Genomic DNA, 21,942 nt, shown 5'->3' with positions numbered 1-21,942 from the left:
GCCCGTGAAGGCAACGCAGAAGGATTTTGCCGGCCTTGCCGCCCGTGCCGCCCAGCAGGCGCGCGTGTTCTTTTTCTGCGGGCCAGACGAATCGGGCGCTGCCGATGCCGCGGCGCGAATCGTTTCACTCCTTCCCGATCCCGGCGAACGCGTGGAGATCGGCGGGTCCGACGTGCGCAAGGACCCCGTGCGACTGGGCGACGAGGCGCGCTCGACATCGCTGTTCGGCGGTTCACGCCATATCTGGGTGCGCGCCCAGGGTGACGAGGCACACGACGCGGTCAAGACTTTGCTCGACAATGCCGTCGAGGCCTGCCCGGTCCTGATCCTGGCCACCGGCGCGACCGACAAGTCACGCACCGCCAAGCTGCTGGCGAATCGTGACGACGGGCTCGTCGCCATGTTCTACCCGCCCGATCTTGGCTCGGTTACCGCCTCGGTCCGCACCATGGCCAACAGCGCCGGGCTTAAGCTGGGCAGCGACATCGCCGAGCGCATCGCGCGGGGCTCGGGGCTCGATACCCGGATCGCCCGTTCGGAAGTGGCCAAGCTGGCGCTCTATCTCGATGCCATGCCGGAAACCCCGCGCCCGGTCTCGGTGGCGGACCTCGATGCCGTCGGGGCGCAGACCGAGGATGACGGGTTCGCGCCGCTGGTTGATGCCGTTCTCGGCGGCCGACGCGAGGCCATTGCGCCCGAGCTGCGGCGCATGCACGAACTGGGGCTCAACCCTGTCGGCCTGCTGCTGGCGTTCGAACGTCGTGTTGCGCAGCTGGCCGCGCTCAATGCGCGTCTCGGGCGCAGTCCGGACGTGGCCGGCTTTCTCAAGGCAGAAGCCGGTGCGCGCCGCGTTTTCTGGAAGGATCAGCCGGCACTGGCGGTCCAGCTCAAGATTTGGCGCGGCCCGCGATTGGAACGTCTCGTCGCAAGGCTTGTTGCGCTACACCAGTCTCTCATGGCCAATAGTCAGGATTCTGAATTACTTCTGGCCGAAGGACTGTTGACGATTGCACGGATTGCCTGTTCCAAGGTGACACAACCGGCAAACAGGGCTGTGTGACAAACGCCACTTTAAGGTACCTGTTTCTGGTTTAGAGATGTATAGCTATTGCACTGCAACATGAATTGGCGTTGCGATAGCTACAGCAGTCCTGATGAGGGGGGCTTGTGGCGGAGTAATGGTGGCAGGGAGTGCAGAACCGATGAACGCACCATTTGTCGTGCGTCCGCTCAAAGAGGGCACTGAAGTCGATGAACTTCTCGTTGCCCCCTCGCGAGAGCGGCGACGGCTACAATGTTACGTGGCGCTGCTGATCGGCGATATCCTTTCCATCATTCTGGGTTGCGGGGTGGTCGGCTACCTGTTTGCCGGAAAGGGGGGGCTGGCCGAATCGCTCGTGCACGCCCAGCTGATCCTGCCGATCTTCCTGACCGTCGCGTTCTACAACGGTTCCTATTCGATCGTTGCGCTGCTCGCGAGCTGGAAGGGCATTTTCCGGGCCACCGTGGCCATGGTCATTGCCATGGTTGTCGTCATCTTCGTGCAGTTCCTGATCCAGCCGGGCGCCGGCGTTTCGCGCGCCGCTTTCAATGGCGGTGGTCTGGTCGCGATGGGGATCATCGCCTGGAGCCGTCTGCAGCTGCGCAGTTTCGTGACCTGGCGCTGCGGCCCAAGTGTCATCAACGAGCTGATCATCGACGATGGCGGGCCGCAGGTGAACCTGCGCGGCGCCATCCGCATTTCGGCTGCTGCGATGGGGCTGCGTCCCGATCTCAACGATCCGCATTCGCTCGACCGCCTCGGCCTCGTGCTGCGTAACATCGACCGTGTCATCGTCAGCTGTCCGGCGGGGCGCCGTGCGAACTGGGCGATGATGCTGAAGGGCGCGAACGTCGATGGCGAGGTGCTCGACGATGAAGTCGCCCGGCTCGGTGCCCAGGGCGCGCGCGTGGTCGGCAAGCACGGGCTGCTGCTGGTCTCGGCCGGTCCGCTGGGCCTGCGCGACCGGGCGGTTAAGCGGCTGTTCGACATCACGTTCGCCGGATCGGCTATCCTTGCGCTTTCGCCCCTGCTGATCCTGGTGGCGCTGGCGGTGAAGCTGCAGGACGGCGGGCCCGTGTTCTTCATGCAGCGCCGCATGGGGCGCGGCAACCGCTTCTTCAACATGTACAAGTTCCGTTCGATGACGCAGGCCCTGTGCGACAAGGACGGCAATACATCGGCCTCGAAGGACGATCAGCGCATCACCAAGGTGGGCAAGTTCATCCGCCGCACCAGCATCGACGAGCTGCCGCAGCTCTTCAACGTCCTGCTTGGCGACATGAGCATCGTCGGTCCCCGTCCGCATGCCACCGGCTCGCTGGCCGGCGACAAGCTGTTCTGGGAAGTGGACCTGCGTTACTGGCAGCGTCACTGCCTCAAGCCGGGCCTCAGCGGGCTGGCGCAGGTGCGCGGCTATCGCGGGGCGACCGATCACGAATCCGATCTGATCAACCGCTTGCAGTCCGACCTCGAATACCTCGAGGGCTGGACGATCATGCGCGACATCCAGATCATCGTGCTGACCCTGCGCGTTCTCGTTCACGATCGCGCGTTCTAACCCGCCCGGGCCTGTTCCGGCTGTCCGAAATGTTCGCAGATCCGCAGGAAGCGCTGTTGTCGGGCCGTCGGCAACAGCGCCGGTGATCAGTCCTTCTTGGAGTCGTTCTTCGGCACGCTGAAGGTGCCCGATACGCGCCCGCCCGAGGCCGAGGACACACCGCTCCTGAGATCGATCACGAAGCGTCCGCCACGCAGCGTGTCGCCGTTGCCGCGCTTCAACGTCGCATTGCCCGACATGGTGATGACCTTCCGGTTGAAGTCGTAGACGCCGACGTCACCGGTCGCCCTTTCGTCTCCCCGGGTCACGGTGACGCCGCCGCTCGCGGTGATGCGCTGGATCTCCAGCGAGCCGACGTTGGTGAAGTTGACGACCGTGCGGGCGGCGCGCAGCCGTAGCTCGCCCTGACGTACGTCCACGTTGCCCGAGAGCACGACGCGGTCCTGCTTGTCCTGCAGTTCGATACGGTCGGCGGCATAGTCCACCGGGGCATTGGTGTCATGGCCGGGGAAGACCTGCGCGCCCAGTTGCGGCGCGGCGGCGAAAGCCGTCGCGGCAAGCAGGGTGCCGGCAATGGTCAGGCGGAAGGGAAACCCGTCGACGGGCAGAGGGCGCAGGCGACGAAGCGTCATTTGGGTATCCTCAATTTCCCGGGCGTCATGTGCAGCCGGGCATTGCCTTCCAGGGTAACGGTACGGTTTTCGAGGTCCGCCTTCATCGATTCCGCGCGAAAGGTACCGGTCGGCACCGAGCCTTCCACGCCGCCCGAGCCGACGGCAACCTGTTTCTTGACGTCGATCGCGACGTTGCTGGTCGACATGCGGTAGCCATCCGGCGCGTCGAACTGCACGGGGCCGGAAATGTCGATCTTCTCGGTATCGTAGTTGTAGGCGCCGCGCGGCGCAGCGATGCGGGCAGGGCCGTCGTTGAGGTCCATTCGCGCGGAAAGATCGAGCATCTCGACGATCGGCGTGGCTGCCGATTTCTGCACGGCCGTGCCCGCCGTCACCACGAAGTCGCGGCCGTGGTCGTCCTGGCCGATGTAGGAGGCGTCTTCCAGTTTCAGGCGTTCGTTCGTGACCGCCACCTTGTTGCGGTCCAGCAGGAAGCTGATCTCGCCGCGCGGGGACAGCGGCACCAGGATCATGACTGCGGCCACTACCCCGATCGCTGCGGGCAGGGCCTTGGCCAGGAACGCGACCAGACGGTCGTGCGAACCGCCCGGCGCGGCAAAGTGCCGGCGGCGGTTGCGGATCTGGATGGCTTCCACCGACATGGTCGATCAGGCTCCGGTTGGACCGCCCGCGCGTCAGGCGGACTGGTGACTGAAGATGTCGTGGTCGGGCCAGCCAGCAAGGTCAAGCCGCGCGCGCGTGGGCAGGAAATCGAAGCAGGCCTGCGCGATTTCCGTGCGCTTCTCGCGCGCCAGCCGTTCGATCAGGATCGTGTGCATCGCATGAAGATAGCGCACGTCGGACGCCGCGTAATCCTTCTGCGGTTCGGTCAGCTCGGGGGCGCCCCAGTCGCTCGACTGTTGCTGCTTGGAGACGTCCTTGCCCAGCAGTTCGCGGACAAGGTCCTTGAGCCCGTGGCGGTCGGTATAGGTCCGCACCAGCTTGCTGGCGATCTTGGTGCAGAACACCGGTTCGGCCATCACGCCCATGTAATGTTCGATCGCGGCAAGGTCGAAGCGCGCGAAGTGGTAGAGCTTCAGTCGCGCCGGATCGGCCAGCACCGCCTTCAGGTTGGGCGCGTCGTAGGCACTGCCCGGCGCGAAGCGCACGAGGTGCTCGTCGCCCTGTCCGTCGGAGATCTGGACCAGACAGAGACGATCACGCGGGGTGATCAGCCCCATCGTCTCGGTATCGACGGCAACGGGCCCCGGCGCGAGGACGCCTTCGGGGAGATCTTCTTCGTGGAGATAGACAGCCATGGTGCGAAAATGCTTAGGGACTGGGCCAGTGTTTCGCAATGGGCACCAGGATTTTCGAGGCATGACTGCATCCGCAAGCGCACAGGCCGTTCCACCCAGCTGGCAGACGGCGCTCGCACCCGTGCTGTCGGCGCCGGAGGCGCGCAGGCTGGGGGGCTGGCTCAAGGCCGAGGAAGCGGCGGGCAAGCGCATCTTTCCCCCGCGCGGCAACCGGCTGCGCGCGCTGGAACTGACGCCGCTCGACAAAGTCCGGGTCGTGATTCTGGGGCAAGATCCCTATCACGGCGCGGGGCAGGCGCACGGTCTGGCCTTTTCAGTGCCCGAGGGCGTGAAAGTCCCGCCCTCGCTGGTCAATATCTACAAGGAACTGGCAAGCGATTGCGGGGTCTCGGCACCGGGGCACGGCAATCTGGAGCACTGGGCGCGTCAGGGCGTGCTCCTGCTCAACAATTCGCTCACCGTGCAGGAAGGGCAGGCCGGTTCGCACCAGAACAAGGGCTGGGAGGCGATCACCGATGCCGCCGCAGCAGCCGTAGCCGCCAAGCCCGAGCCTTGCGTCTTCCTGCTATGGGGCAGCCACGCGCGCAAGAAGGCCGAGCGCGTGCCCGGTCTTGCGAACAGTCATCATCTGGTACTGACGGCGCCGCACCCGAGTCCGCTTTCGGCGCATTCGGGCTTCTTCGGCTGCCGTCATTTCAGCCGCGCCAATGAATTCCTGAAAGCCCACGGGCGCGGGACGATCGACTGGTAGGCAGGTGCTTCAGGCCGAGGCGCCGGGGATGGAATCGCCCATCGTGTAGTGGCTCATCGCACCGCCGGTCGTGAGATCGCCGAAGGCCATGCGGAATTTGCCGAAGGCCTCCAGATTGCGCGCCGCCTCGTGTGCTTCCATCGAGGTCCACACGACGTTGAACGTGAACCTGGACGGGTTCTCCACCCCACGGCCGAAGCGGATCGAAACGACGCCTTCGCATGCCGCCAGATTGGGCAGGCCATTCTCGTGCATCGCGGTTGCGAACTGGTCCTCGGCGCCGGGACGCACTTCGATTTCGGCGATTTCGAGCAGCATGCAGTGGTTCTCCCAAGTTTAGACGAAAGTCTTGCCGGGTGGTGCAGGCCGGTCAAGCTCGGTTGTGTTCGGCCTGAAGCCTGTCGGGTCAATGATCGTCGCGGCGGATAGCCGATGCAAAAAGGGCGCCCCGCACGGGAGCGCCCTTTCATGACTTGGGGATGGTGCCGCCTCAGCGCGGAAGCTGGCTGGCTCCCATCAGCGCTTCGTCTACCGCGCGGGCGCACTGGCGGCCTTCGCGGATCGCCCAGACGACCAGCGACTGGCCGCGCCGCATGTCGCCGCAGGCGTAGATCGCGGGATCGCTGGTCTGGTATTTCTCGGTATCGGCCTTGACGTTGCCGCGCGGGTCGAGATCGACGCCCGACTGGTCGAGCATGCCGGCCTTGCGCGGGCCGACGAAGCCCATGGCGAGCAGGATGAGATCGGCCTGGAGCGTGAACTCGCTGCCCGGCACCTCGTGCATCTTGCCGTCCTTCCACTCGACGCGCACGCACTCGAGCGCCTTGACGTCGTTGTCGCCGATCACGCGCTTGGTCAGCACGGCCCAGTCGCGCTCGCAGCCTTCCTCGTGGCTTGAGGAGGTGCGCAGCTTGAGCGGCCAGAACGGCCAGCTGAGCGCCTTGTCCTCATGCTCGGGCGGCTTGGGCATGATCTCGAGCTGGGTCACCGATGCCGCGCCCTGGCGGTTCGAGGTGCCCACGCAGTCAGATCCGGTGTCGCCACCGCCGATGACGATGACGTGCTTGCCGGTGGCCGTCAGCGAGCCGCGCGGGGCGGCGCGCATTTCGTCGTCGCCCGCGTTGCGCTTGTTCTGCTGCATCAGGAATTCCATCGCCAGGCGCACGCTCGGCAGTTCGGCGCCGGGGATGTCCATGCGGCGGGCGTCCTCGGCACCGCCGGCGAAGACCACCGCGTCGAAGTTTTCCTTCAGCGAGTTCACCGAAACGGAGACGCCGACCTCGACCGAGGTCTTGAACACCACGCCTTCGGCTTCCATCTGCGCCGCGCGGCGGTTGATGAGGTGCTTCTCCATCTTGAAGTCGGGAATGCCGTAACGCATCAGCCCGCCGACGCGGTCGTTCTTCTCGAACACCGTCACCGAATGGCCGGCACGCGCAAGCTGCTGCGCGCAGGCGAGGCCCGAGGGCCCCGAACCCACGACGGCAACCGACTTGCCGGTCTTCTGCGCCGGAACCTTCGGCGTGATCCAGCCTTCGGCCCAGCCCTTGTCGACGATCGCGCATTCGATCGACTTGATGGTGACCGGCTGGTCGATGATGTTCAGGGTGCAGGCCGCCTCGCACGGGGCGGGGCAGATGCGGCCGGTGAACTCGGGGAAGTTGTTGGTCGAGTGGAGGACTTCCAGCGCGTTGCGGAAGTCATCCTCGTAGACCAGGTGGTTCCAGTCCGGGATGATGTTGTTCACCGGACAGCCGGTGTGACAGTGCGGCACGCCGCAGTTCATGCAGCGCGATGCCTGGTCCTTGAGCGTCTCCGCCGAAAGCGGAATGACGAACTCCTTGTAGTTCTTCAGTCGATCATCGACCGGACCGTAAACGCGGTCCTGGCGGTCCAGTTCGAGAAAGCCGGTTTCCTTGCCCATCTTGTACTGATTCCCGATCTTATTCTGCTGCCACGGAAGCGGCTTCGAGCCGCTCGGCTTCCATCTGCTTGAGCGCCTTCGCATAGTCGCGCGGCATGACCTTGACGAACTTGGTCAGGGTCTCGTCCCAGTCGTCGAGAAGCGCACGGGCCCGCTTGGAGCCGGTGTGCAGGTGGTGACGTTCAAGCAGCACGCGGATGCGCTCCGCATCGTGACGCAGCATGTCGCCCATGCCCAGGTCGTTGACGCTGGCCGTCCGCTGCTGCGGGCGGCCCGTACCTTCGTCCTCGTCCGCTTCGGGCGAGATCTTGAGCAGGTCGACCATCGAATGGTTGCACAGCTTGTCGAATTCGCCGTCCTCGTCATAGACGTAGGCGATACCGCCCGACATGCCCGCCGCGAAGTTGCGGCCGGTCTTGCCGAGAACCATCACGACGCCGCCGGTCATGTATTCGCAGCCGTGGTCGCCGCAGCCTTCGACAACCGCTATCGCGCCCGAGTTGCGGACCGCGAAACGCTCGCCGCCCACGCCGTTGAAGAACGCCTCGCCGGAAATCGCGCCGTAGAGCACGGTGTTGCCGACGATGATGTTGGCCAGCGGATCGCGATCGACATGGCCGGGCTGGCGCACGATCACGCGGCCGCCTGACAGGCCCTTGCCGACATAGTCGTTGGCATCGCCGGTCAGGTCGAGCGTGACGCCGTGGGCAAGCCAGGCGCCGAAGCTCTGGCCGGCCACGCCGCTCAGCGTGACGTAGATCGTGTTGTCGGGCAGCCCCTCATGGCCGTAGCGCTTGGCGACTTCGCCCGAGAGCATCGCGCCAACCGTGCGGTTGACGTTGATGATCGGCTTTTCGATGCGCACTGCGTCGCCCTTTTCGAGCGCATCGGCCGCGCCTTCGATCAGCGCGTTGTCGAGCGCGTTCTCGAGGCCGTGGTCCTGCGTGCTGCTCCAGTTGAGCGACGGGCTGTCGCCCAGCGGGGCCTGGTAGAGGATCTTCGAAAGATCGACGCCCTTGGCTTTCCAGTGGCTGACCGCCTTCTTCATGTTGAGCTTGTCGACGCGGCCGACCATCTCGGCGATGGTGCGGAAGCCCAGCTCGGCCATGATCGCGCGCAGTTCCTCGGCGACGAAGAAGAAGTAGTTGATCACATGCTCGGGCTGGCCGGTGAAGCGCGCGCGCAGCACAGGATCCTGGGTGGCGACGCCGACCGGGCAGGTGTTGAGGTGGCACTTGCGCATCATGATGCAGCCGGCCGCGATCAGCGGCGCGGTGGCGAAGCCGAACTCGTCGGCGCCGAGCAGCGCGGCGATGGCGACGTCACGCCCGGTGCGCAGACCGCCGTCGGCCTGCACGCAGATGCGGCTGCGCAGGTTGTTGAGCAGCAGCGTCTGCTGGGTCTCGGCCAGGCCGATTTCCCAGGGCGAGCCGGCGTGGGTGAGCGAGGTCAGCGGCGAAGCGCCGGTGCCGCCTTCGTAGCCGGAGATCGTCACGTGGTCCGCGCGCGCCTTGGAAACGCCCGCAGCAACCGTGCCGACGCCCACTTCGGACACCAGCTTGACCGAGACGCGGCTGCCCGGGTTCACGTTCTTGAGATCGTGAATGAGCTGCGCGAGGTCCTCGATCGAGTAGATGTCGTGGTGCGGCGGCGGCGAGATCAGGCCGACGCCCGGGGTCGAGTGACGGGTCTTGCCGATGATCTTGTCGACCTTGTGGCCGGGCAGCTGGCCGCCCTCGCCGGGCTTGGCGCCCTGTGCCATCTTGATCTGGATGTCGTCGGCATTGACAAGGTACTCGGTGGTCACGCCGAAGCGGCCCGAGGCGACCTGTTTGATCGCCGAGCGTAGGTTGCGCCCGTCGGGCATCGGCGTGAAGCGGCTCGGGTCCTCGCCGCCTTCGCCGGTGTTCGACTTGCCGCCGATGGTGTTCATCGCGGCCGCCAGCGTGGTGTGCGCTTCCCAACTGATCGAGCCGTAGCTCATCGCGCCGGTGGCGAAGCGCTTGACGATCTCGCTGGCCGGTTCGACTTCGCTGATATCGATAGGCTCTTCGGCAGGCACGAAGTCCATCAAGCCGCGGATGGTGAGCATCCGGGTCGACTGGTCGTTGATGGTCTGGGCGAATTCCTTGTACTTGGCCGGCACGTTGCCGCGCACGGCATGCTGGAGCAGACCGATGTTGGTGCTGGTCCAGGCGTGCTCTTCGCCGCGCACGCGCGAGCCGTAGATGCCGCCCACGTCGAGCATCTTCGCGTAGATCGGGTTGTCGCCATAGGCCGCTGCATGGCGACGCACGGTTTCTTCCGCGATTTCCAGCAGGCCCGCGCCCTCGATGGTGGTGGCAGTGCCGGTGAAGTACTTCTCGATGAAAGCGCTCGACAGGCCGACCGCGTCGAAGATCTGCGCGCCGCAGTAGGACTGGTAGGTCGAGATGCCCATCTTGGACATGACCTTCCGGATGCCCTTGCCGATGGCATAGACATAGTTCTTCGCCGCATCCTCGGCCGAGACCGGCAGGTTCTTGCGGGTGCGGATTTCTTCGATCGTCTCGAAGGCGAGGTAGGGGTTGATGGCTTCGGCGCCATAGCCCGCCAGCGCGCAGAAGTGCTGCACTTCGCGCGCCTCGCCGGTTTCGACGACAAGGCCGGTCTGCATGCGCAGACCTTGACGGACGAGGTGGTGGTGCACCGCAGCCGTCGCCAGCAATGCGGGCATCGGGATGCGGTCAGGGCCCTGCGCGCGGTCGGACAGGATCAGGATGTTCTTGTCCGCCAGCACCGCCTCGGTGGCGGCCCAGCACATTTCCTTGATCGCCATTTCCAGACCTTCGGCGCCGGTTTCGGCATCCCAGGTCATGTCGATCGTCTCAGTGCGGAAAGCGCCGTCGAGCGCGGCCTCGACCGAGCGGATCTTGGCGAGGCCAAGATCGGTCAGGATCGGCTGGCTGACTTCGAGACGCTTGTGCGTGCCGGCATCATGGCCAAGCAGGTTCGGGCGCGGGCCGACCATCGTGACCAGGCTCATCACCAGTTCCTCGCGGATCGGGTCGATCGGCGGGTTGGTGACCTGCGCGAAGTTCTGCTTGAAGTAGTCGTAGAGCAGGCGCGACTTGCTCGACAGCACCGGGATCGGCGTGTCGGTGCCCATCGATCCGATCGGATCGTCGGCATTCATCGCCATCGGCTCGAGGAAGCGCAGCGTGTCTTCCTGCGTGTAGCCGAAGGCCTGCTGGCGATCGAGCAGCGTGCCGGTGGGTTCGGGCAGCTCGGCCAGCTCGGGCTCGATCACGTCGAGATCGGCCAGCTTGTACTGGGCCTTTTCGAGCCACTTTTCGTAGGGCTCTTCCTCGGCGAGCTTGGCCTTGATTTCCTCGTCCTCGATGATGCGACCTTCCTCGAAGTCGATCAGCAGCATCTTGCCGGGCTGGAGGCGCCACTTGCGCACGATGTTGTCTTCCTTGATCGGCAGAACGCCGCTCTCGGAAGCCATGACGCAAAGGTCATCGTCGGTGACGAGGAAGCGTGCGGGGCGCAGGCCATTGCGGTCGAGCGTGGCGCCGATCTGGCGGCCATCGGTGAAGGCGACGGCGGCGGGGCCGTCCCACGGCTCCATCAGCGCGGCGTGGTACTCATAGAAAGCGCGGCGCCTGGCATCCATCAGCGGATTGCCGGCCCAGGCTTCCGGGATGAGCATCATCATCGCGTGGACGAGGCTGTAGCCGCCAGCGAGCAGCAGTTCGAGCGCGTTGTCGAGGCACGCGGTATCCGACTGGCCGTGCGGGATCAGCGGCCACATCTTGTCGAGGTCGGAGCCGAGCAGTTCGCTTTCCATGGTGCGGCGGCGGGCGTTCATCCAGTTCACGTTGCCGCGAACCGTGTTGATCTCGCCGTTGTGCGCCATGAAGCGATAGGGGTGTGCCAGCTTCCAGCTCGGGAAGGTGTTGGTCGAGAAGCGCTGGTGCACGAGGCCAAGCGCCGAGACGAAGTCCGGATCGCGCAGGTCGTCGTAGAACGAGCCGACCTGGGTTGCCAGCAGCAGGCCCTTGTAGACGATCGTGCGGCTGGAGAAGCTCGGCATGTAGAGCTCGGTGAGGCCGGGCAGGTTGTGCTTTTCGGCCATGGCCGCCAGCGGGTTCTGGGTCTGCTTGCGGATCGCCATCAGCTTGCGCTCGAAGGCATCCTGATCGGCGCAGTTCTCACCGCGGCCGACGAAGCATTGGCGCACCACCGGCATCGATTCGATGACGGTCTTGCCGAGGCCGTCGAGCGTGACGGGCACATCGCGCCAGCCGAGCAGGACCTGCCCTTCCTTGGCGATGAACTTCTCGAACTTGGCAACCACGAAGTCGCGCGCCGCCTCGTCCTGCGGGAGGAAGCACATGGCCACGGCATAATCGCCCGGCTGCGGCAGTTCGACGCCCGCGTCCTTCGCCCAGCCACGGAAAAGCTGGTCGGGGATCTGCGTCAGGATGCCCGCGCCGTCACCCAGCAGCGGGTCGGCGCCCACCGCACCGCGGTGGTCGATGTTTTTCAGGATTTCCAGGGCCTGGGTAATGATTGCATGGCTTTTTTGCCCTTTAATGTGAGCAACAAAGCCCACACCGCAGGAGTCATGTTCGTTACGCGCATCGTAAAGGCCTTGGGGCTTAGGAAATCCCATCGATAATAATCCATCCTGTCATTTGCCGGGGTTACGCCGGGCGTGCGTATCGACGAGCACGAATCGTGCAACGCCCCCACATGCGGCATAGTGACCCCAACGTCCCCATGACGATTGATGCGGCGTTTTGCAACCGCGAAGGCCAGTTCGGCGCAGGATTGCGCGCGCGATCATCGGAAATTCGGGCATTTTATTATCGAAAACCCCGCCCGGGTGATCCGGGCGGGGTCTTGTTCGATTCGTGATTGGGGCGGCTTGGCGAAACTAGGCGGCGCCGCTCATCCGCTGGAGCGTGGCCAGTGCCGCCCGCAGCGCCTTTTCGGTTTCTTCGGGATCCGCGTTGCCGGGCCCGTCGAACAGGCGTTCGCTGGCAACCTGTGATGCCGGATCATGCAGTGCGTGCTGATGGAACGTCAGGGAAGACGGAGCGGGCGCTTCAGGTGCCGGCTCGGGAGCCGGGACGGCAAAGGGGCCGGCATCAGGCACGTCGTCGTCATACTCGTCGTCGAAGGCCGCTTCCGGCTGGATGTCGCCGGTCTCTTCGCCTTCGGAGGCATCGAACTGCACGAACTGCTGTTTCTGCCTTTCGCGGTTCGCAAAGGGGCCCGAGAGATCGAGCAGCGACGAATAGCCCGAGTGGCGACCGTGACCTTCCTGCTCGTCGCTTTCTTCCTCGTCCTCTTCGTCCTCTTCGTCCTCGCCGGCAAACGACGCCTCGGCCGATGGCGTGAACGACGACGGCGACAGTCCGATGTGCCGGGGCGGGATGTAGCCGGGCAGGGCGTCGTCATCGTCTTCGTCCGAAAAATCGTCGAAGGCTACAGGGCGCATCGCGGCCGGGATGGACGTGGATGCGGGGGCATCGTCCCGGGCCTCCTGCACGGAAGCCGTCTCGGCTTGTGCCTGGGGTTCCACGGCTTCGGCCTCGAAGTACGGGGCCTCGACCGGGAGCGGTTCCGCGTCGACCGGTGCCGGGCCGGCCATTTCCGGCTCCGGTTCGGCTTCGGGTGCGTCCACTTCCACCAGCACGGGGGCCGTGGCGGTTCGTTCTTCGCGTGCACGGCGCTGGGCCATGGCGAGAGCCAGGCGCTCAAGCAGTTCCACGGGCGAAAGCGCGTCGAGTTCCGCGGAAACGATGCGCTCGGCCGCCGTGGGGGAGCCATCGTTCGGCGCCTCGCTTGCGATGTCCTCTTCGTGCGATGCCCCGGCTTCCGAAGGCGCGGCGATATCCGCCGGCGGTTCCGCTGCGGCGATGGGCGTTGTATCGTCCTCGTCGTCCTGGAAATCGGTGTCGACAAGGTCGGCGCATTCGTCATCGAGAACGGACGCCTGGGGGGCTTCACCGGGCGCGATTTCACGCGAGTAGGCTTCGAACAGGCCGCCGGCGGGTCTTTCCGACCCGGCCGCGTCGACCGCCTCCGCCTCCTCCTCCGCATCGCATGCGATGTCTTCGGCGACCTCTGCAGCCTCCTCGGATGCGTTGGCAGACCGGAAGACCTGCGCTCCGGCGGGCGGCGTCGGCGTCGCGAACGGTCCGCCGGACGGCATGGACGCGAACGAGGCGGGTGCCTTTTCGACTTCGATGGTTTCCGAAGCGGTATCCTGCGCGTTTACGGCCCGGCTGGCGATGTCGTCTTCGTCCTCGAAGGCTTCGTCAAAGCTGCGCACTTCGAAGGTGCCGACGTTCAGGATCGGGGTGCTGTGCCCGGGTGAGGGCGCATGATCGGCGCTGTCTTCGGCAACTGCGGCTGCTCCGACGATCGGGCCTGCAATCTCTCCCGCCGCGCGCAGCTTGCCGGAACCCGGCATGACATCGCGGCGACGTTCGTGCTTGCCGGGCGCCGGGCGCGCGAGACGGCGCGCCACCAGGGTGCCGCAGACGCCGCCGAGCACCGTCATGGCAAGGGCAATCAGGATTCGTGTCGTCGCACCGAGCGGAGGTGCCGCCATCGGGATCACACGATCCACGCCGAGCGCCGTTACGGCGCGCTCGATCAACGCGGGCGGAAGCGCGATGCTTGCCAGACCGAAAAGAGCCCCGGCCCACAGTGCGACAATGGCGGGAAACAGGGGGTGACGGGTGATCGGCTGGTTTCCGCCCGATGTGCTGCGCTTTTGCTCGGACACTCTAACTTACCCCATTCTGTCATGGGGACGGTGCCTGCCGCACGATCATGCCGCGGCGCCAAGTCCCCTTCGAGCCGCGATTCGTGACAGCATTTGGTAAACGTCCTGATAACGGCGGGCGTTCACAGCCCAGTCGTGGCGTTTTTCTACGTGTTCCCGTCCAGCGCGGCGGTAACCATCCCACAGGTCGCGCCGCTCCAGCAGGCCGGCGAGCGCGGCGGCGCAGGCGGCGGCATCGTCGGGTGCGAACAGGGTTCCGGTCACGCCGTCGTCGATCAGTTCGCGGTGTCCGCCCACGTCGCTGGCGGCAACGAGCTTGCCCTGGGCCATGGCCTCCAGCGGCTTCAGCGGCGTGACGAGGTCGGTCAGCCGGCTGCGCTTGCGGGGATAGGCCATCACGTCGCACAGCGCGTAGTAGCGATCGACCTGGTGATGCGGCACGCGGCCGATGAAGCGGATCGCGTCGGCCGCCGGCGAGGCCTCGGCCTGGGCCCGCAGTGCGGCTTCCATGGGACCGCCCCCGACCAGCAGCAGCCGGGCGTCGGGCTGGCTGGCGACCAGTCCGGGCATGGCTTCGACCAGGATGTCGAGGCCTTCATAGTCGTAGAAGCTGCCGATGAAGCCGATTACCGGGCAGGCTCGGCCATCGATTTCGAAACCCAGTTCGCGTCCGAGCGCGGCATCGCGTTCGGGCGGCTGGCCGAACAATGCCAGGTCGACGCCGTTGGGCATGACCGTGATCTTGTCTTCCGGCGTGCCGCGCGCGATCAGATCCCGCCGCAGGCCCTCGCAGATCGTCACCATCGCATCGGCTTCGCGCACGACATGGCTCTCCAGCTTGCGCGTCAGCCGGTACTTGAGCGAGCCTTCGCTGCCGGTGCCGTTGCCGACGGCGGCATCTTCCCAGAAAGCGCGGATTTCATAGACCAGCGGAATGCCATGGCGGCGCGCCACGCGCAGGGCCGCCTGCCCACACAGGGCCGGGGAGTGGGCGTGGAGGATATCGGGCCGCCAATCCCGGACGACGCGGTCGATCCCTTGCGTGAACAGGCCTATCTCGCGCCATTCGCGATAGCCGACCGGACCGCCGGCAGTTCCCGCGGTGCGGTGGAACAGCAGGCCGTCGGCCTCCTCGGCCGCCGGGCCTTCGGCAGTATGCCGGAGGCCGGTGATCCCGCGCACGTCGTATCCCAGCGCCTGCTGCGCCTTCAGGATGGCACGGGTGCGGAAGGTATAGCCGCTGTGCATCGGCAGCGAATGGTCGAGAACGTGGAGGACGCGCGTCATGATTGCCAAGACGTAGCCTGCAAGGCTTAACGCCGCGTCAACCCGGCCCTGCTATCGCCGCCGCAATGGTAGATATCCTCGCCCTTGCCATCAGCCACGGGCTGCTCGCGCTTGCCGTGTGGCGGCTGATGGCGCGCGACGATCTGTCCGACGAGACACGTCCGGAGACCGGGCCCGATGCTTAATCTGGCTTTCACCGGCTTCTTTCTCTTCATGCTGGCGGCCGGGCTCAAGCGACCGTTCGTGTGGCTGCTGTGCTACCTTTACATCGACATCGTCCAGCCGCAGGTCATCACCTGGGGATTTCTGTCGCAGGTGCCGGTTTCGCTGATCGCGTTCGTGGCGGCCTTCTGTGGCTGGCTGATGTTCGACCCCAAAGAGGATTCGCGCTTTACCTTGCGGCAGGGAATCATGGTGCTGCTGCTGCTTTATTGCGGCTTCACCACGATAACCGCTGTCTATCCCGCGGATGCGCCCGAAAAATGGGGCTGGGTGTGGAAGGCGCTGCTCTTTGCGATCTTCATGCCGCTGACCTTGCGCACGCGACTCAGGATCGAGGCGGTGGCGCTCGTCATGGTGCTGGCAGCGAGCGCGCTGATCATCGACGGCGGCATCAAGACCGTGGCTGGCGGCAGCGGTTATGGCACGCTGCGGATCTTCGTCGACAGCAACAGCGGTCTCTTCGAAGGGTCGATCATATCGGCCGTCGCCATTTCCATCATTCCGGTCGCTATCTGGCTGGCGAAGTATGGAACGATATTCCCTAGTGACTGGCGGGTCTGGACGTTCACGGCGGCGCTTGTCTTCGCGTGCGCGTTGATCCCTGTCGGCACGCAGGCGCGCACGGGTCTTGTCTGTCTGGTGATTCTCTGCGTGCTCTATCTCAGGACGGCGAAGCACCGGTTCCTGATCGCCGGCGCCATGGCGCTGGTCGCTGTCATTGCGGTTCCCTTCCTGCCACAGTCCTTCATGAAGCGGATGGACACGATCGAGGATCACCGTGCGGACCAGTCGGCCAGCACGCGTCTCGCGATGTGGAAGTGGACCTGGGAATACGCCAAGCAGCACCCCTTCGGCGGCGGCTTCTATGCTTACCAGAGCGCCGTGGTGCGATACGACACCTATGTCGCCAAGACGACCGGCGGCAGCACCGTCGTCGAGGCGACGCCCGTAGTCGAAAAGGGGCGCGCCTACCATTCGAGCTATTTCGAGATGCTGGGCGAGCAGGGCTATCCCGGCCTCGCGCTCTGGCTGGCATTGCAGATGTCGGGCCTGCTGCAGATGGAAGCCATCCGCCGCCGCTGGAAGGACCGCAAGGGCCCGGACGAGGCTTGGGCGGCACCGATGGCCAATGCGCTGCAGCTCGCGCAGGTCGTGTATCTGGTCGGCTCGCTGTTCGTCGGCATCGCGTTCCAGCCGTTCATCCTGATGCTCAACGGCCTGCAGTGCGGGTTGTGGAGCTATCTCAAGCGGATCGACCTGCCACGCCGGAAGACAGGTCGCAAGGTGCCGCGCCAGATGCGGGTGCAGCCGGTTGCCAATGCCGTGCCCACCGCTTGACCGGGCGGGATCGGCATTATCATCCGTTATTATTCGTTGCGGTTCCTTAACCTTTCTCGTTTGCGGCCGTTTCAGGAAATGGCGCCGGTCCACGGTGCGGCACAAAAATCCGGCGTCGTCCGGGTATTTCGAAAAAGCGCGGACATGTTTCTGCGTTTACGGCAAATTAACCTTTAACCTTCATTGGTCATATGGTTAATTCACGGCAATGTCCGTTTAGACGAAGTTAGCGTCCGCGGACAAAACGGGGCAAAGGGGGACACCCATGCGAGTGCTGCTGATCGAAGACGAACCGACCACGGCCCGGGCTATCGAGCTCATGCTGACGGGCGAAGGCTTTAATGTCTATTCGACGGATCTTGGCGAAGAAGGCCTCGATCTCGGGAAGCTGTACGACTACGACATCATTCTCCTGGACCTTAATCTGCCGGACATGCACGGCTACGACGTCCTCAAGAAACTGCGCGTCGCCAAGGTACAGACGCCGGTCCTGATCCTCTCGGGCATTTCGGAAATGGACAGCAAGGTCCGCTCGTTCGGTTTCGGCGCCGACGACTACGTGACCAAGCCGTTCCACCGCGAAGAGCTGATCGCCCGTATCCATGCGGTCGTGCGCCGTTCGAAGGGCCATTCGCAGTCGGTCATCCGCACCGGCAAGCTGATCGTCAACCTCGACGCCAAGACGGTCGAGGTCGATGGTGCCCGCGTGCACCTGACCGGCAAGGAGTATGCGATGCTCGAGCTGCTTTCGCTGCGCAAGGGCACCACGCTGACCAAGGAAATGTTCCTCAACCACCTCTATGGCGGGATGGACGAGCCGGAACTGAAGATCATCGACGTGTTCATCTGCAAGCTGCGCAAGAAGCTCGCGCATGCCTGCGGCGGTGCGAACTACATCGAGACCGTCTGGGGTCGCGGTTACGTGCTGCGCGATCCGGACGAGGCTGCCGAAGCGGCCTGATTTCCGTTCATTCCCTCGCTGGGGAACGAGATGGCCTGCCCGGGAGGGTAGGCCGTTGTCGTTTCGGGGTGCCGCTCAGAGGAAAATCGCCAGCAGTGAAAGCAGCGCTGCGGTCATGACCGCGTTGAGTGCCATGCCCAGGCTCGCCAGCGCACCGGCCGTCGGATCGACTTGGAAGGCGCGGGCCGAACCGATGCCGTGAGCGGCCACGCCGACGGCGAATCCTCGTGCGCGATAGTCGCGGACCTTGAGCAGGTTGAGCAGCGGTGTCGCGCACATTGCGCCGAACACGCCGGCAAACAGTACGATGACCGCGGCAAGGGCCGGTATGCCGCCGAGCTGGCTGGCCACCGCCATGGCCACCGGCGTGGTCGCGGCGCGCGGCGCGATCGACGCCAGAACCTCGCGCGGAGCCCCGAACAGGGAGAGAATACCCACGGCACTGACGATCGAGGTGACGGCTCCCGCGGTCAGGGCCAGCGCGATCGGGATCGCAAGGCGTCGGATGCGCGCGCGCTCCGCCCAGATCGGCACGGCAAGGCCGACAACAGCCGGACCGAGCAGGAAACTCAGCGGAAAAGTGGCATCGCGATATGTCGCATAGGGCGTGCCGGTCCATAGCAGCAGCCCGATCAGGACCGGCGTCGACCACAGGACCGGATGACACAGCGGGTGCCGACCGGAGCGTTTCGAGACCGTGTCGGCAGCTTCGAATACGCCGAGCGTCACGGCCAGCCAGAACAGAGAGGTCGCCAGCAGTCCGGTCATGCGGCAGGCTCCCCGGCTTCCGCCGGCTGCGCGGGCGGGGCGAAGCGGTGCAGGGCCCAACGGAAGACCAGCGCGGTGACGACCATCGTCAGCAGGGTCGAGCAGATCGTCGCGACGACCAGCCCCACGCCATCGCCGGAAAGCGCCTTGCCTTCGTCGACCAGGCCTACGGCGGCAGGCACGAACATCACCGCGAGATGGGCCGTCAGCCACCCGGTAACGGCCGTCAGCGTCGGCCGCTCACGAGGAACGAGCGCCAGCCAGCCGACAAGGAAGACCATGCCGATGACGGCGCCCGGGAGGGCCAGCCCGGCCAGCCGGTGGATCGTTTCGCCCGCAAGCTGGCAGGCGAGCAGCAGGAAAATGGCGCGCAGCATATTCGGTGTGGCCTTGGTCCGCGAAGGGTTCGTGCAGCCTACAACGCATCTTGCGGCGATCTGGCAATGGTCCTTTTTGCAAGCCGGGATGTCTTTCGCGTCTCGGAGCGAAATATGGCTCTCCATTGACCCGAACGCGCTTGCCTGTCAGTGCGCCGCGCCATGACGGCACACAAATCCGGCGATCCGACGACTCTCAACCGCCTCTATGGCCGCGCCAAGGGCAAGCCCCTGCGTGCGGGGCAGCAGGCGCTGGTCGACAACCTGTTGCCCAGGATCGCCGTCCCCGAGGAAGGCGCGGTTACCGCCGAGCGCCTGTTCGGCCGGCCCTGTGCGCTACATTTCGAGATCGGCTTCGGCGGCGGCGAGCACATGGCGCAGCGCGCCGACATGCTGCCCGACCACGGCTTCATCGGCGCCGAACCCTTCATCAACGGTGTCGCCCAGGCGCTGGTCCATGTCAGCGGCGACAACGGCCAGCACCCGCCGATCGGCAATGTGCGCATCCACCACGGCGATGCGCTGGAAGTGCTGGCGCGGATTCCCGACGGCGCGCTTTCGTTCCTCTACCTCCTCCATCCCGATCCCTGGCCCAAGGCCCGTCACGCCAAGCGGCGGATGATGAACGACGGCCCGGTCGACATGTTCGCAGCCAAGCTCAAGCCCGGCGGTGAATTCCGGTTCGGCACCGACCACCCGGTCTACGTGCGTCACGCGCTGATGGTGATGCAGCGCCATACCCACCAGTTCGAGTGGCTATGCGAAAAGCCCGCCGACTTCCAGAACCGCCCCGGTGGCTGGCCCGAAACCCGCTACGAGACCAAGGCGCGCACGGTATACGGCCACGAAGTCTGGTACTTCCGCTACCGCCGCAAGTAGCGCCGCGGGCGGCCGCCTGCCTCACGTCCAAACATCCTGAATCTCCCTCTCGCACGGCCTTCGCCGTGGCGGTCGTATACGATCACTTGAAACGATTGATGCGAGTCAATGGCAGCAGACCGCTCTCGGCGAAGATGGAGCCACACGATGGCGGGAATCACCCGCGCTCATCTGGATACGAGGGAGTTGGAAATGCAAAAAGACGACATGGTGGTGATCAGCACCGACGATCACATCTGCGAGCCCCCCACGCTGTTCGACAACCAGCTTTCGGGAGACCTTCTCGCGTCCGCGCCCAAGCTCAAGGTCGATGGCGATGGCAAGAACTACTGGGAATACCAGGGGTATATCCGCCCGTCGGTCGGCCTGAACGCCGTCGTTGGCCGCCCATTCGAGGAATACGGCATGGAGCCGACCTCGCTCGATCAGCTTCGCGACGGCTGCTACGACGTCCATGCCCGCATCGACGACATGGACGTGAACGGCGTTGCCGCCTCGATGTGCTTCGGCAACTCGATCGGCTTCGACGGCCAGACCTTCCACAAGGCGCCCGACAAGAAGCTCGCGCTGCGCCACATGCAGGCCTACAACGACTGGCACTACGACGAATGGTGCATGGCCTATCCGGGCCGCTTCATCCCGATCGGCATCCTGCCGACATGGGACCAGCAGGCCACCGTGGACGAGGTGAACCGTCTCGCCAGGAAGGGCTTCAACGTCGTCTCGATGAACGAGAACCCGACCGTTCAGGGCCTGCCGTCGATCCACAACGACTACTGGGACCCGGTATTCAAGGCGATCACCGACAACGACATGACGATCGCCTGCCACATCGGTTCGGGCAACCCGGCGCCGCATGCCTCGATGGAAACGCCGATCGAGGCGTGGATCTCGACGATGCCGATGTCGGTGGCGCAGGGCGTGGCCGACTGGCTGCAGCTCGAAGAACTCCACCAGTACCCGAACATGCGCATTATCGTCTCCGAAGGCTCGATCGGCTGGGTGCCCTACCTGATGGAACGCGCGGACTTCTCGAACTGGCGCCACAAGGCCTGGACCCGCTCGCGCTTCCAGGACATCAAGCCCAGCGAACTGATGAAGCGCCATTTCTGCCACTGCTTCCTGTGGGATCCCTATGGCCTGAAGAACCTCGACGAAGTGGGCGTCGAAAACGTCACCTACGAAGTCGACTACCCGCACTCCGACGCGCTGTGGCCCGATGCCGCGGAACTGCTGTGGGAGCAGGTGAAGGATCTGTCGGACGAGTACATCGACATGATCACCCACAAGAACGCGATCAAGTGGCTCAAGCATGACGCGCTGTTCGAGAACTACAAGCGCGAGGACATCAACGTCGGCGCGCTCCACGCCAAGGCCGCGGCCAAGGGCGTCGACACCGCGCCCAAGTCCTCGGGCGGCGCGGTCCCGACCAACGAGACGCGCCCGGTCACCTCGGGCGACGTCATGGAGATGTTCAAGGCCCACGCCGAAAAGCGGGCCAAGGAACGCGAAATGGCCTGATAGGGCACGACACGGCTTTTGCCGGGTTCAGGGAGCGCCGCGCGGGGGAAACCTTCGCGCGGCGTTTTCCTTTGCATCGCGCCAGCACGGGAACTTCACGAAGTTCGTCCGCATCGGCGCTGTGCAAGTTTCAGGGAAACTGCGGTTTTACAGCGGCTTGAAGCGTGAAGAACTTCATGCCGCCAGAAAGGGGAAACCGGACTGTTCAAGGAGCGCAGGCAATCGGATGCCGCACGCAGTGTGACAGGTTCGGCCTATGTAGGAAAATGGCGGGGCTTTGCCCGGCCGCTCAGAACGGCAGCGGCGCCTTCGCGAGGATCAGCGCCATGGCGCAACCGGCAACGACGAGCGAGCGCAGCAGGTCAAGGTGCTGCAAGCGCGCTGTGCTGTGACTGGCAAGGGCGATGACTTTGGCCATGGCCGTAAGGATGCGTCCGAGGGGGTTGCGAAAGGGTTAAGGCGGAGGAAGCCGAATGAAGTCCGAATGTCGGCTTCGCACTCCATATAGGGCATTCAGTCGGCTGGTGAGTCCCTACGTTGTGTATGCCTGAGTGCAGCACAAAGTAGCCGAAGCATTGATAGTTGGTGGAAATG

The 21,942-nt window shown here is 64.9% G+C and carries 18 protein-coding genes; 7 read left to right on the top strand and 11 right to left on the bottom strand.

Annotated features, from left to right (window positions below; genetic code table 11):
* Window positions 1-4 precede the first annotated feature (4 nt).
* Window positions 5-1,060, top strand: coding sequence for a DNA polymerase III subunit delta (holA, locus tag NZK81_RS18785; RefSeq protein ID WP_260047629.1), 1,056 nt, complete (start codon window positions 5-7; stop codon window positions 1,058-1,060).
* A gap of 142 nt (window positions 1,061-1,202) precedes the next feature.
* On the top strand, window positions 1,203-2,600 hold the full coding sequence (locus NZK81_RS18780; protein ID WP_260047628.1) for a sugar transferase: 1,398 nt from the start codon (window positions 1,203-1,205) through the stop codon (window positions 2,598-2,600).
* Between the two features lie 86 nt (window positions 2,601-2,686).
* Here the strand turns inward: NZK81_RS18780 and NZK81_RS18775 are convergent, their stop codons facing one another.
* From NZK81_RS18775 to NZK81_RS18765, 3 genes are read right to left on the bottom strand one after another with little or no spacing between them, the layout of a single operon-like run.
* Window positions 2,687-3,232, bottom strand: a complete 546-nt coding sequence (locus NZK81_RS18775; RefSeq protein WP_260047627.1) for an LptA/OstA family protein — start codon at window positions 3,230-3,232, stop codon at window positions 2,687-2,689.
* A complete protein-coding gene (gene lptC / locus NZK81_RS18770) occupies window positions 3,229-3,876 on the bottom strand; it encodes an LPS export ABC transporter periplasmic protein LptC (protein WP_260047626.1) in 648 nt (215 codons plus the stop codon). The genes NZK81_RS18775 and lptC overlap by 4 nt, the downstream gene beginning before the upstream one ends.
* A gap of 33 nt (window positions 3,877-3,909) precedes the next feature.
* Window positions 3,910-4,533 (bottom strand): ribonuclease D, encoded by a 624-nt coding sequence (locus NZK81_RS18765; protein ID WP_260047625.1) that lies wholly within the window; start codon window positions 4,531-4,533, stop codon window positions 3,910-3,912.
* Between the two features lie 61 nt (window positions 4,534-4,594).
* Here NZK81_RS18765 and ung point away from each other — a divergent pair, with 61 nt between their 5' ends.
* Window positions 4,595-5,284, top strand: a complete 690-nt coding sequence (gene ung, locus NZK81_RS18760; RefSeq protein ID WP_260047624.1) for a uracil-DNA glycosylase — start codon at window positions 4,595-4,597, stop codon at window positions 5,282-5,284.
* A 9-nt stretch (window positions 5,285-5,293) separates the two neighbouring features.
* On the opposite strand, the gene NZK81_RS18755 is transcribed toward ung, so the two are convergent.
* The 5 genes from NZK81_RS18755 to NZK81_RS18735 all read right to left on the bottom strand — a co-directional run bounded on the left by NZK81_RS18755 (window position 5,294) and on the right by NZK81_RS18735 (window position 15,282).
* Window positions 5,294-5,602: a putative quinol monooxygenase gene (locus NZK81_RS18755; protein ID WP_260047623.1), complete on the bottom strand. Its 309-nt coding sequence runs from the start codon at window positions 5,600-5,602 to the stop codon at window positions 5,294-5,296.
* Window positions 5,603-5,774: 172 nt separating this feature from the next.
* Window positions 5,775-7,208 carry a glutamate synthase subunit beta gene (locus NZK81_RS18750; RefSeq protein WP_260047622.1) on the bottom strand — a complete coding sequence of 478 codons (1,434 nt, stop codon included), beginning with the start codon at window positions 7,206-7,208 and terminating at the stop codon, window positions 5,775-5,777.
* A 19-nt stretch (window positions 7,209-7,227) separates the two neighbouring features.
* Window positions 7,228-11,868, bottom strand: a complete 4,641-nt coding sequence (gltB, locus tag NZK81_RS18745; protein WP_260047621.1) for a glutamate synthase large subunit — start codon at window positions 11,866-11,868, stop codon at window positions 7,228-7,230.
* Window positions 11,869-12,132: 264 nt separating this feature from the next.
* Window positions 12,133-13,995 carry a hypothetical protein gene (locus tag NZK81_RS18740; RefSeq protein ID WP_260047620.1) on the bottom strand — a complete coding sequence of 621 codons (1,863 nt, stop codon included), beginning with the start codon at window positions 13,993-13,995 and terminating at the stop codon, window positions 12,133-12,135.
* A gap of 45 nt (window positions 13,996-14,040) precedes the next feature.
* Window positions 14,041-15,282, bottom strand: coding sequence for a TIGR04063 family PEP-CTERM/XrtA system glycosyltransferase (locus tag NZK81_RS18735; RefSeq protein WP_260047619.1), 1,242 nt, complete (start codon window positions 15,280-15,282; stop codon window positions 14,041-14,043).
* 177 nt (window positions 15,283-15,459) lie between these two features.
* On the opposite strand from NZK81_RS18735, the gene NZK81_RS18730 reads away from it, so the two are divergent.
* Window positions 15,460-16,842: a putative O-glycosylation ligase, exosortase A system-associated gene (locus NZK81_RS18730; RefSeq protein ID WP_260047618.1), complete on the top strand. Its 1,383-nt coding sequence runs from the start codon at window positions 15,460-15,462 to the stop codon at window positions 16,840-16,842.
* A gap of 265 nt (window positions 16,843-17,107) precedes the next feature.
* Window positions 17,108-17,803 (top strand): response regulator transcription factor CtrA, encoded by a 696-nt coding sequence (gene ctrA / locus NZK81_RS18725; protein ID WP_260047617.1) that lies wholly within the window; start codon window positions 17,108-17,110, stop codon window positions 17,801-17,803.
* A 75-nt stretch (window positions 17,804-17,878) separates the two neighbouring features.
* Here ctrA and NZK81_RS18720 read toward each other — a convergent pair whose 3' ends face one another.
* Together NZK81_RS18720 and NZK81_RS18715 are read right to left on the bottom strand one after the other, a co-directional pair.
* Window positions 17,879-18,571: an LrgB family protein gene (locus tag NZK81_RS18720; RefSeq protein WP_260047616.1), complete on the bottom strand. Its 693-nt coding sequence runs from the start codon at window positions 18,569-18,571 to the stop codon at window positions 17,879-17,881.
* Window positions 18,568-18,948 carry a CidA/LrgA family protein gene (locus NZK81_RS18715; protein ID WP_260047615.1) on the bottom strand — a complete coding sequence of 127 codons (381 nt, stop codon included), beginning with the start codon at window positions 18,946-18,948 and terminating at the stop codon, window positions 18,568-18,570. Before NZK81_RS18715 ends, NZK81_RS18720 begins: the two co-directional genes overlap by 4 nt.
* A gap of 162 nt (window positions 18,949-19,110) precedes the next feature.
* Between NZK81_RS18715 and trmB the strand changes: the two genes are divergently transcribed.
* Window positions 19,111-19,827, top strand: coding sequence for a tRNA (guanine(46)-N(7))-methyltransferase TrmB (trmB, locus tag NZK81_RS18710; RefSeq protein WP_260047614.1), 717 nt, complete (start codon window positions 19,111-19,113; stop codon window positions 19,825-19,827).
* Window positions 19,828-20,019: 192 nt separating this feature from the next.
* On the top strand, window positions 20,020-21,348 hold the full coding sequence (locus tag NZK81_RS18705; protein WP_260047613.1) for an amidohydrolase family protein: 1,329 nt from the start codon (window positions 20,020-20,022) through the stop codon (window positions 21,346-21,348).
* A 289-nt stretch (window positions 21,349-21,637) separates the two neighbouring features.
* On the opposite strand, the gene NZK81_RS18700 is transcribed toward NZK81_RS18705, so the two are convergent.
* Window positions 21,638-21,766 carry a hypothetical protein gene (locus NZK81_RS18700; RefSeq protein WP_260047612.1) on the bottom strand — a complete coding sequence of 43 codons (129 nt, stop codon included), beginning with the start codon at window positions 21,764-21,766 and terminating at the stop codon, window positions 21,638-21,640.
* Window positions 21,767-21,942 lie beyond the last annotated feature (176 nt).

Source organism: Novosphingobium mangrovisedimenti, from assembly GCF_025153475.1.
In the GTDB taxonomy this organism is placed as follows: domain Bacteria; phylum Pseudomonadota; class Alphaproteobacteria; order Sphingomonadales; family Sphingomonadaceae; genus Novosphingobium; species Novosphingobium mangrovi_A.
Note: the sequence above shows the minus strand (reverse complement) of the source record. Positions and strands in the feature narration are given on the sequence as shown.